This is a genomic window from Empedobacter sp. UBA7248 (assembly GCF_002472945.1).
Lineage (GTDB): Bacteria > Bacteroidota > Bacteroidia > Flavobacteriales > Weeksellaceae > Empedobacter > Empedobacter falsenii_C.
Genome location: NZ_DKSU01000007.1, coordinates 90,077 through 100,899 on the forward strand (window position 1 = coordinate 90,077; position 10,823 = coordinate 100,899).

Annotated in this window: 11 protein-coding genes; all 11 read left to right on the forward strand. The window is 32.3% G+C overall.

The features are described from left to right. Position 1: 1 nt before the first annotated feature. The 11 genes from B4A23_RS06075 (at position 2) to wecC (ending at position 10,738) form a co-directional block, all read left to right on the forward strand. Complete coding sequence (locus tag B4A23_RS06075) at positions 2–460, forward strand: IPExxxVDY family protein (RefSeq protein ID WP_280045920.1); 459 nt, start codon at positions 2–4, stop codon at positions 458–460. A 32-nt stretch (positions 461–492) separates the two neighbouring features. Continuing rightward, complete coding sequence (pyk, locus tag B4A23_RS06080; RefSeq protein ID WP_280062260.1) at positions 493–1,935, forward strand: pyruvate kinase; 1,443 nt, start codon at positions 493–495, stop codon at positions 1,933–1,935. Between the two features lie 129 nt (positions 1,936–2,064). Then, on the forward strand, positions 2,065–3,057 hold the full coding sequence (locus B4A23_RS06085) for a mannose-1-phosphate guanylyltransferase (protein ID WP_291118068.1): 993 nt from the start codon (positions 2,065–2,067) through the stop codon (positions 3,055–3,057). Positions 3,058–3,158: 101 nt separating this feature from the next. Next, positions 3,159–3,578, forward strand: coding sequence for an adenylyltransferase/cytidyltransferase family protein (locus tag B4A23_RS06090; RefSeq protein WP_114998507.1), 420 nt, complete (start codon positions 3,159–3,161; stop codon positions 3,576–3,578). Further along, complete coding sequence (locus B4A23_RS06095; protein ID WP_291118071.1) at positions 3,578–4,594, forward strand: NAD-dependent epimerase/dehydratase family protein; 1,017 nt, start codon at positions 3,578–3,580, stop codon at positions 4,592–4,594. Before B4A23_RS06090 ends, B4A23_RS06095 begins: the two co-directional genes overlap by 1 nt. After that, complete coding sequence (locus tag B4A23_RS06100) at positions 4,591–5,910, forward strand: nucleotide sugar dehydrogenase (RefSeq protein WP_291118074.1); 1,320 nt, start codon at positions 4,591–4,593, stop codon at positions 5,908–5,910. The genes B4A23_RS06095 and B4A23_RS06100 overlap by 4 nt, the downstream gene beginning before the upstream one ends. A gap of 6 nt (positions 5,911–5,916) precedes the next feature. After that, entirely contained in the window at positions 5,917–6,963 is a 1,047-nt protein-coding gene (gene rfbB / locus B4A23_RS06105; protein WP_291118077.1) for a dTDP-glucose 4,6-dehydratase, read from the forward strand. A 4-nt stretch (positions 6,964–6,967) separates the two neighbouring features. Next, positions 6,968–7,516 (forward strand): dTDP-4-dehydrorhamnose 3,5-epimerase, encoded by a 549-nt coding sequence (gene rfbC / locus B4A23_RS06110; RefSeq protein ID WP_291118080.1) that lies wholly within the window; start codon positions 6,968–6,970, stop codon positions 7,514–7,516. A 20-nt stretch (positions 7,517–7,536) separates the two neighbouring features. Next, positions 7,537–8,397 (forward strand): glucose-1-phosphate thymidylyltransferase RfbA, encoded by an 861-nt coding sequence (gene rfbA, locus B4A23_RS06115; protein WP_291118083.1) that lies wholly within the window; start codon positions 7,537–7,539, stop codon positions 8,395–8,397. A gap of 4 nt (positions 8,398–8,401) precedes the next feature. Then, entirely contained in the window at positions 8,402–9,526 is a 1,125-nt protein-coding gene (wecB, locus tag B4A23_RS06120; RefSeq protein ID WP_291118085.1) for a non-hydrolyzing UDP-N-acetylglucosamine 2-epimerase, read from the forward strand. A 3-nt stretch (positions 9,527–9,529) separates the two neighbouring features. Continuing rightward, a complete protein-coding gene (gene wecC, locus B4A23_RS06125) occupies positions 9,530–10,738 on the forward strand; it encodes a UDP-N-acetyl-D-mannosamine dehydrogenase (RefSeq protein ID WP_291118088.1) in 1,209 nt (402 codons plus the stop codon). The last annotated feature ends 85 nt before the right edge of the window (positions 10,739–10,823 follow it).

A 10,823-nucleotide genomic window follows, 5' to 3' on the forward strand; every position in this document is an offset into this window, starting at 1 on the left:
CATGGCAGAATTACTCTTATATGATGATTGGATAGATTTTCATCTCATAGGCGTAAATTCTAGTTTTAACACTTCTACACAATTTATTTTCCATCTCAACTCTACTTTTGATACGCGTTTTGAGCGTATTCACGATTTGGATATTCGGTTAGATGAGCATACTTATTTTTTCGAAACCTATCAATGGTTAGATGAAGCAAATAAAATAGATTATCATATCATTAAAAATACGCCAAATCAATCCGATTTTAAAAAAAATGAAGTAGATTTATCAAATCTTTTCAAAGAGAGTGTTATTCTTGTGCCAAATTACAAGGATTGCAACTATGTAGTAAAAATCTCTGGTTGGGAAGATGAACTACAATATCTTCAACTACCATTTGTAGAAAAAGATTTTATAAAAACGATCAAAAAAATAGATATCGATTTGATTAGCAATGCAGATCAATTGGTTTTCTAACAAAATATTGTGCATAAAAAAAGGGAAAAATTATGATTTACGATAGACAATATCTTAAAAAGACAAAAATTGTCGCGACTTTAGGTCCGGCAACAGAAAGTCCAGAGATTTTATTAGAAATGATGAGAAAAGGGACAGATGTGTTCCGTATCAACTTTTCGCACGCAGATTATGCGGATGTGAAACGTAAGATTGAAACAATTCATCAATTAAATAACGATCATGGCTACAATACAGCAATTTTAGCGGATTTACAAGGTCCTAAGTTGCGTATTGGAAAAATGGAACACGAAGATTTTATCATCAATCCAGGAGATATTTTAACTTTCACAAACGAGGATGTTGTAGGAACGAAAGAAAAAGTTTTTATGACGTACAAAAAGTTTGCGCAAGACGTGCAAGTGGGAGAAAATATTTTGATTGATGACGGAAAATTAATCTTCAAAGTAATCGAGACAAACGGAACGGATACTGTAAAAGCAGAAACGATTCAAGGAGGTCCATTGCGTTCTAAAAAAGGAGTTAACTTACCAAATACAAATATTTCTTTACCAGCTTTAACAGAAAAAGATAAAGAAGATGCAAAATTCGCAATTGAAAATCGTGTAGATTGGTTTGCATTATCTTTCGTTCGTTCTGGACAAGATGTAAAAGATTTATCAGAATTTATCAAAGAAAATGGAACATTAAAAATTCCAATTATCTCTAAAATCGAAAAACCTGAAGCATTAGAAAATATCGATGATATTTTAGAATTTTCTGATGGATTAATGGTTGCTCGTGGAGATTTAGGAGTTGAGGTTCCGTTTGAAATCGTTCCTAAAGCGCAAAAACAATTAATTGACAAAGCGAAATTAGCACGTAAGCCAGTTATTGTTGCAACGCAAATGATGGAAACAATGATTTCTAGTTTGACACCAACTCGTGCTGAAGTTTCTGACGTTGCAAATGCAGTTTTTGATGGTGCGGATGCGGTAATGTTATCTGGAGAAACTTCTGTAGGACAATATCCTGTACAAGTTATCGAGAAAATGACGAAGATTCTTCAAACAGTTGAAGATGATGATCACGTACATGTACCAGAACACAAACCAAAGATCAAAAACGAACGTTTCGTAACTGATATGGTTTGTTATAATGCAGCTAGAATGGCAGAAGACACAGGAGCGAAAGCAATTGCAACTTTAACGTATTCTGGTTATACAGCTTTCCAAATTTCTTCTCATCGTCCAAATTCATTTATTTTGGTTTTCAATCCAAGTAAACGTATTAACCGTATGTTGAATTTGTTATGGGGAGTAAAAGCAATTAATTATGATCCTCGCGATACTTCTACAGATCAAACGGTAACTGAAGTAAATATCTTAGCGAAAAATGCAGGTTATGTAGAATATGGTGATTATATCATCAATCTTAATGCAATGCCAGCATTTGAGAAAGGAATTACAAATACATTACGTATTTCGATGATTTAATAAAATCAATAATAATACTTTAAAGCGTTCAATTTTGAACGCTTTTTTTGTGTTTAAAAGAAAAATCATAATAGAATGCTATGATATAGTAGTTTTTAATAACTTTACAAGTTCGAATTTGAAGAATTTATGTGTATTTATAACGTGATATTATCTGGAGGAGTAGGAAGTCGTTTATGGCCACTTTCTCGTAAAAGTCATCCAAAACAATATTTACCTTTGTTTAATGAGCAATCATTATTTGAGTTAACGATTCAACGTAATCGTCCAATTGCCGATAAATTAATTGTGATTGGGAATAAAGATAATGACCATTTAAGTCAAGAAGCTTTAGATAAACTTGATGTTGAATACACAAAAATTGTAGAAGCTGTTCCACGTAATACAGCAGCGGCAATTGCATTTGCAGCTTTAGCAGTTGAGGATGATGATATTCTAATTGTTACACCATCTGATCATTTGATTGAAGATATGGAAGCTTATCAAGTTGCAATGAAAAAAGCGATTGCGTTAGCCGAAAAAGATTATATCGTAACATTTGGTGTTCATCCGACTCGTCCAGAAACGGGTTATGGATATATTGAGCACAAAGGAGATAATGTACTTTCTTTCCGTGAAAAACCAAATCATATTACTGCGCAAGATTTTATCGAGCAAGGAAACTTTTTGTGGAATAGTGGAATGTTTTGTTTCAAAGCGAGAGTTTTATTGAAAGAATTAAAGAAATTTGAGAAAGATATTTACGAAGCTTCAAAAATTGCTTGGTCTGAAAATATTAACGGAGAATTGAACGAAGAACTTTCAATGAATATTCCATCAAATAGTATCGATTACGCCGTAATGGAACGAAGCAAGAAGATAAAAGTAGTTCCAGCAAAATTTGTTTGGAATGATTTAGGTTCTTTCGAATCCTTGTATGATTATTTTGTGATGAACGGACATTATGTCGATCGTAATGGAAACATGGTGATTGGAACAGATGTTTATACTTCTTTTGTTGGTTTGCAAAATACCATTTTTGTGAATACCCCAACAGCGAATTTAATTCTACAAAAAGAATATTCGCAGGAAGTAAAGAATGTTTACACGCATTTAGAAAAAAGAAATTCTGAATTAATTTAAATACTTAGCACTCGATTTGAGTGCTTTTTTTATGTCATAAAAGCTTAAAATTAATTCAATATAAATCCTTAAATTTGTCGTTCCAACAATATTATTATAAAATGACAACGGGAATTACATTCGGTATATTTGACCTTCTTCATGCAGGTCATGTGATGATGCTCGAAGAAGCCAAAAGACAATGCGACTACTTAATTGTAGGGCTTAATACAGATCCTGCAAGTGTAGATCCTTCAAAAAATAGTCCTACGCAATCCATCGTAGAGCGTTATATTCAATTAGAAGGTTGTCGATATGTCGACGAAATCATTCCCTACGAAACCGAACAAGATTTGTTTGATATGTTAAGTGCTTTACCAATAAATGTTAGAGTTATTGGAGAAGAATATCGAAATATCGACTTTACGGGAAAACAATATTGTTTAGATAATAATATTCAAATTTACTACAACAAGCGTACACATCGCTTCTCTAGTTCTGGATTAAGAAAAGTAGTTGCGACTTCTGAAAAGGAGAAATAATGAAAACAGTATTAATAACTGGTGTAGCTGGTTTTATAGGTTACCATTTAGCTGAAAAATTAATCGAAAAAAATATCAAAGTTGTTGGAATTGATAATATTAACGATTATTACACTGTTCAGTTAAAATATGATCGATTAAAAGAATTAGGAATCAATCAAGAATTTGCTTCAAATTTTGATCAGAAAGTTCTTTCTTCTAAACATGAAGAAAAGATGATTTTCTATCGAATGAATTTAGAAGACAAAGAGTCATTAGCTCAAATTTTTAAAGAATATTCGTTTGATGCGGTTGTTAATATGGCAGCTCAGGCTGGTGTTCGTTATAGTATCGAAAATCCTGATGCCTATGGACAAAGTAATTTGGTTGGTTTTCTAAATATTTTAGAAAGTTGCCGAAATTATAACGTCAAAAAATTATTGTACGCAAGTAGTTCAAGTATTTACGGAAACTCTTCAGATGTTCCTTTTTCAACAAATCAAAATGTTGATCATCCTATTAGTTTATACGCTGCAACCAAAAAAGCAAACGAGCTAATGGCGCATGCGTATAGCCATTTGTACGATTTCCAAACGATAGGTTTGCGCTTTTTCACTGTTTATGGACCTTGGGGACGACCAGATATGGCAATGTTTTTGTTTACAGATGCTATATTGAATCATCAACCTTTAAAAGTTTTTAATCACGGCGATTTATCACGCGATTTCACATATATTGATGATATTATTCAAGGAATTGACAAAATTCTTGAAGATAAAAATACAAACGAAAAATACCAATTATACAATATTGGGAATAGTAAACCTGTTCAATTAATGGATTTTATCAAAGAAGTCGAACATTCGACAGGTGAAAAAGCTATTTTAGAAATGTATCCGATGCAAGCAGGAGATGTCAATCAAACATGGGCGGATGTCCAAGATTTGAAAGATAAATTTGGTTATAATCCTAATTATCCTGTTGACAAAGGAGTGTATAACTTTGTACAATGGTACAGAAAATATTATAATAAATGAATCAACAACATAAAATAGCAGTTATCGGTTTAGGTTACGTAGGTTTACCTTTGGCTCGATTATTTGCAACAAAATACCCTGTTGTTGGGTTTGATATCAATCAAAAACGTATTGCAGAATTAAATAGTGGAATTGATTCAACTTTAGAAGTTGAAAATAATGTTCTACAAAATGTTTTAGTTAAACAAAACCCTTTTAATTCACATTCTGACCTTGTCGAAGAATCTCAAAACGGGTTGTTTTGCTCTTCGAATATAGAAGATATTAGAGATGCTACAATTTTTATTGTAACCGTTCCAACTCCTGTAGATAAGAATAATCGACCTGATTTAACACCGCTTAAAAAGTCTTCGGAAACGGTAGGTAAAGTTTTAAAACCAAATGATATTGTTATTTACGAATCAACGGTTTATCCAGGTGTTACAGAAGAAGAATGTATTCCAGTATTGGAACAATTTTCGGGATTGAAGTTTAACCAAGATTTTTATGCGGGATATTCGCCAGAAAGAATTAATCCAGGAGATAAAAAACATACGGTTGAGAAAATTTTAAAAGTAACATCAGGTTCAACTCCAGAAATTGGAAAAATAGTTGATGATTTATATAAATCAGTAATTGTTGCTGGGACTCATTTAGCACCTACAATCAAGGTTGCAGAAGCATCAAAAGTGATCGAAAATTCGCAGCGTGATATCAATATTGCATTTATCAATGAATTATCGAAGATTTTTTCGCTAATGGATATTGATACAAATGATGTTTTAGAAGCTGCTGGAACAAAATGGAATTTTTTACCATTTAAACCAGGTCTTGTTGGAGGACATTGTATTGGCGTTGATCCATTTTATTTGGCTCAAAAAGCACAAGAAATTGGTTATTATTCTGAATTAATTTTAGCAGCTAGACGATTAAATGACTCGATGGGAGCGTTTGTGGCTTCTCAGGTTGTTAAATTATTAATTCATAACGATATCAAAGTTAAAGGCGCGAAAGTTCTAAATTTAGGAATTACCTTTAAAGAAAATTGCCCTGATATTCGTAATTCGAAAGCAATTGATGTAATTAATGCATTAGAAGAATATGGAATAGAGGTGACAACTTTAGACCCTTGGGCTAACACAACGGATGTTATGCACGAATATGGAATAAAATGTCATTCAGAACTTATCGAAGAATCTAAATTTGACGCTATTATTTTGACTGTTTCACACGACGAATTTTTAAATCTTCAGTTAAATGATTATTTAAATGAAAATGGTGTGATTTATGATGTAAAAGGGGCTTTGCCTAAAGAAGAAGTTGATAAACGACTATAAAATACTATGAAAACTATTTTAATTACTGGGGGAGCTGGATTTATCGGTTCTCATGTTGTAAGAGAATTTGTCTTGAAATATCCTGAAACGAAAATCATCAATCTTGATGCGTTGACATATGCAGGAAATTTAGAGAATTTGAAAGATATCGAAAGTAAATCAAATTACGAATTCGTAAAAGCTGATATTACTGACGCAAAACATATATTAGAGGTTTTTGAAAAACATCAGCCAGATGGTGTTATTCATTTAGCTGCCGAATCTCACGTAGATCGTTCAATTACAAATCCGTTAGAATTTGTGATGACCAATGTGATTGGAACAGTTAATTTATTGAATGCTGCAAAAACAATTTGGAAAGATAATTTTGAAGGAAAACGTTTTCATCATGTTTCGACAGATGAGGTTTTTGGCGCTTTAGGTGATGAAGGTTTTTTTACAGAAGAAACGTCTTATGATCCGCATTCTCCTTATTCAGCTTCAAAAGCATCTTCGGATCATTTTGTAAGAGCATATCACGATACCTATGGTTTACCAATTGTGATGACAAATTGTTCAAATAATTATGGTCCAAATCATTTTCCAGAAAAATTAATTCCGTTGTGTATTCATAATATTTTGAATGGAAATCCACTTCCAATTTATGGAGATGGGAAATATACACGTGATTGGTTATTTGTGATCGATCATGCAAAAGCGATTGATTTAGTTTTCCACGAAGGAAAAAATGGAGGTTCTTACAATGTAGGAGGTTTCAACGAATGGAAAAACATCGATTTAGTAAAAGAATTGTGTAAACAAATGGACGAAAAATTAGGTAAAGAAGCAGGAACTTCAGAACAATTAATCACATTTGTGAAAGATCGTCCAGGACATGATTTACGTTACGCCATTGATGCAACAAAAATCAACGAAGAATTAGGCTGGGAACCAAGTGTGACGTTTGAGCAAGGTTTGAGTCTAACAATTGATTGGTTTTTATCAAACAAAGAATGGCTAGATAATGTAACGTCTGGCGATTACCAAAATTATTACGAAAAACAATATAATTAATAAGATGAAAGCGACAGAAACTAAATTAAAAGGTTGTTTTATTTTAGAACCTACAGTTTTTGAAGATTCAAGAGGTTATTTCTTCGAATCATATAATGAGAATAAATTGGAAGAAATTTTGGGTTACAAACCAACTTTTGTTCAAGATAATCAGTCTAATTCATCTTATGGCGTTGTGCGTGGATTGCATATGCAAGCGGGAGAACATGCGCAAGCAAAATTGGTTCGAGTTGTAGAGGGTGCAGTGATAGATGTTGCGGTTGATGTTCGACCAGGTTCTGAAACTTATGGTCAATCAGTAGCAGTTGAATTATCTGCAGATAACAAAAAGCAATTGTTTATTCCTAGAGGATTTTTACATGGATTTTCTGTTATTTCTGATTCAGCTACATTTTTCTATAAATGTGACAATGGGTATAATAAAGCTTCTGAAGATGGAGTAAATCCATTAGATGGAGAAATTGGAATTGATTGGAGAATTCCTTCAGACAAAATGATTATTTCAGAAAAAGATCAAGAAGCGCAATCGTTTCAGACATTTAAAACAAAATAACTAAACTAAAATACTATAAATTGAAAGGAATAATTTTAGCTGGAGGATCGGGTACAAGGTTACATCCGTTAACATTAGCAGTTAGTAAACAGTTAATGCCTGTATATGATAAACCAATGATCTATTACCCATTATCAACTTTAATGTTGGCGGGGATAAATGAAATATTAATCATTTCTACACCTCACGATTTACCTCATTTTGAGAAGTTATTGGGTGATGGATCTCAAATCGGTTGTAAATTTTCTTATAAAGAACAACCAAGTCCAGATGGTTTAGCACAAGCTTTTATATTGGGAGAAGAATTTATTGGTAATGATAAAGTTGCTTTAATATTAGGTGATAACATCTTTTATGCCTCTGGTATGTCAAAATTATTACAAGATTCTGCTAATCCAGATGGAGGTGTAGTTTTTGCTTACCAAGTTTCAGATCCAGAAAGATATGGTGTAGTAGAGTTTAATTCAAATAATGAGGTTGTTTCGATTGAAGAAAAGCCTACTGAACCAAAATCTAATTACGCTGTTCCTGGATTATACTTTTATGACAATGATGTGGTAGAAATTGCAAAAAATATCAAACCATCTCCTCGTGGAGAGTTAGAAATTACTGATATCAATGCTGAATATCTTAAAAGAGGTAAATTGAAAGTTGGTGTTTTCAACCGTGGTACAGCTTGGTTAGATACAGGAACAATCAATTCGTTGATGCAAGCTGGACAATTTGTTCAAGTGATTGAAGAACGTCAAGGAATGAAAATTGGAGCAATTGAAGAAGTTGCTTATCGTATGGGATACATCAACAAAGAACAGTTAAATAAGATTGCTGAACCATTACGCAAAAGTGGTTATGGGGAGTATTTAAAGAAGGTTTGTAAATAATATTATGAATAAAACAAAACACTTAATAATTTTTGGCACTAGACCTGAAGCTATTAAAATGGCTCCTTTAGTAAAGGAATTTATAAAGCATGAAGAGTTTGAAGCCAAAGTTTGTGTAACAGCTCAACATAGAGAAATGTTAGATCAAGTTTTGGACTTTTTTGAGATTAAGCCAGACTATGATTTGAATTTAATGAAACCAAATCAAAATTTATACTCGTTGACAGCTGATATAATTACAGAGTTAAAACCAGTTTTAGAAGATTTTAAACCTGATTATGTGTATGTTCATGGAGATACTTCAACTTCTACGATTGCGGGATTAGCAGCATTTTATGCAGGAGCAAAAGTTTGCCATGTCGAAGCAGGATTAAGAACACATAATAAATGGTCTCCATTTCCTGAAGAAATGAATAGACAATTAACAGGTAGATTAGCGGATTATCATTTCGCACCAACGCAGCAATCTTATGATAACTTGGTTAAAGAAAATATTAAATCTGAGAATATTGTCATAACAGGTAATACGGTGATTGATGCATTATTAAATAGTTCTGAAAAAGTTAAAACGATTAATAATGATGAAATTGAATATTTGAAAACAATAGTTGATTCATCGAAGAAATTAATTTTAGTAACAGGACATCGTAGAGAAAATCATGGACAAGGTTTTATTAATATTTGCGAAGCATTAAAGGAAATTGCTCAAAAAAATGCAGATGTTCAAATAATCTATCCTGTACATTTAAATCCGAATGTGCAAAAACCAGTGCATGATATTTTGTCTAATATTGATAATATAAAATTAATAGACCCATTGGCATATCCTGCTTTTGTATGGTTAATGTCTCAATCTTTCATGATTATTACAGATTCTGGAGGCGTACAAGAAGAAGCTCCTTCATTAGGAAAACCAGTTTTAGTAATGCGAGATACAACAGAAAGACCAGAGGCTGTAGAAGCTGGAACTGTGATTTTGGTTGGTACAGACAAAACTAAAATTATTACAGAAGCAAATGATTTATTAAATAATCAAAACAGATATAATTCGATGAGTGAATTACATAATCCTTATGGAGATGGAAAAGCTTGCGAAAGAATTGCTAACTTTATTAAAAATTTAAACTAATATATGGAACCAAAAGTAGTTACAATAGGTTTAGGGTACATTGGGTTACCAACATCAGCTTTAATTGCGAATAATCAAATTTCTGTACATGGAGTTGATATTTCGCAACATGTAGTAGATACAATCAATGCAGGGAAAATACATATTGTGGAACCAGATTTAGATCAAGCGGTTGCAGAAGCTGTAAAAGCTGGGTATTTAAAAGCAGATGTGAAGCCGATTAAAGCTGATACCTATCTAGTTGTAGTGCCAACTCCTTTTAAAGGAAACCATGAACCAGATATTTCTTATGTACAAGCTGCTACAGAAGGTATTATTCCATTATTGAAAGAAGAGGATTTATATATTATTGAATCTACATCACCAGTTGGAACAACTGAAAAAATGATGGATTTAATTTTTGCTAAACGCCCAGAATTAGAAGGTAAAATCTATTTAGCATATTGTCCAGAACGTGTTTTACCAGGAAACGTAATGTACGAATTAGTCCATAACGACCGTGTTATTGGAGGAGTTAATGAAGAATCGACTCAAAAAGCTTTACAATTTTATGGTCAATTTGTAAAAGGTGAGTTACATCCTACAAATGCAAGAACTGCAGAAATGTGTAAACTAACAGAAAATTCTTCTCGTGATGTACAAATTGCTTTTGCTAACGAACTTTCTTTAATTTGTGATAAAGCAGGTATTAACGTTTGGGAATTAATTCATTTAGCGAATAAACATCCTCGAGTTAATATTTTACAACCAGGTTGCGGTGTTGGAGGACACTGTATTGCTGTAGATCCTTACTTTATTACAGCTGATTTCCCAATGGAATCTCGAATTATAGCTCAAGCTCGTGAAACGAACAATTATAAATCTTTTTGGTGTGCTGAGAAGGTAAAAAATGCGCGTTTAGAATTTGAATTAAAGAACGGACGTCAACCATCGATTGCTATAATGGGATTAGCTTTTAAACCAAATATTGATGATTTACGTGAATCGCCAGCTATTCATATAGCAGAACGAGTATTACAAGATTCTGGAGATGCAGATATGTATATTGTTGAACCAAATGTACATGAACATAAAGTGTTTAAATTAACAGATTATAAAGAAGCTATTAACAAGGCAGATATCGTTGTGCTATTGGTTGCACATAATGAATTTAAAGAATTACAATTTAACGAAAATCAAATTGTATTAGATTTTTGTGGGGTTAATAATTAATGTTGTGGGTCATAAATATCATTTTAAAAAACTAGGTTTTTGATTAGTATTGTCTAATAACTTATTATTTTTAATATATAATATT

What these genes read in the sequence shown, in the direction of transcription:
- B4A23_RS06085 (WP_291118068.1), top strand. Translation starts at nt 2,065, where the DNA reads ATGTGTATTTATAACGTGATATTATCTGGAGGAGTAGGAAGTCGTTTA.
- rfbB (WP_291118077.1), top strand. Translation starts at nt 5,917, where the DNA reads ATGAAAACTATTTTAATTACTGGGGGAGCTGGATTTATCGGTTCTCAT.
- B4A23_RS06075 (WP_280045920.1), top strand. Translation starts at nt 2, where the DNA reads ATGGCAGAATTACTCTTATATGATGATTGGATAGATTTTCATCTCATA.
- rfbC (WP_291118080.1), top strand. Translation starts at nt 6,968, where the DNA reads ATGAAAGCGACAGAAACTAAATTAAAAGGTTGTTTTATTTTAGAACCT.
- pyk (WP_280062260.1), top strand. Translation starts at nt 493, where the DNA reads ATGATTTACGATAGACAATATCTTAAAAAGACAAAAATTGTCGCGACT.
- wecB (WP_291118085.1), top strand. Translation starts at nt 8,402, where the DNA reads ATGAATAAAACAAAACACTTAATAATTTTTGGCACTAGACCTGAAGCT.
- B4A23_RS06100 (WP_291118074.1), top strand. Translation starts at nt 4,591, where the DNA reads ATGAATCAACAACATAAAATAGCAGTTATCGGTTTAGGTTACGTAGGT.
- wecC (WP_291118088.1), top strand. Translation starts at nt 9,530, where the DNA reads ATGGAACCAAAAGTAGTTACAATAGGTTTAGGGTACATTGGGTTACCA.
- B4A23_RS06095 (WP_291118071.1), top strand. Translation starts at nt 3,578, where the DNA reads ATGAAAACAGTATTAATAACTGGTGTAGCTGGTTTTATAGGTTACCAT.
- B4A23_RS06090 (WP_114998507.1), top strand. Translation starts at nt 3,159, where the DNA reads ATGACAACGGGAATTACATTCGGTATATTTGACCTTCTTCATGCAGGT.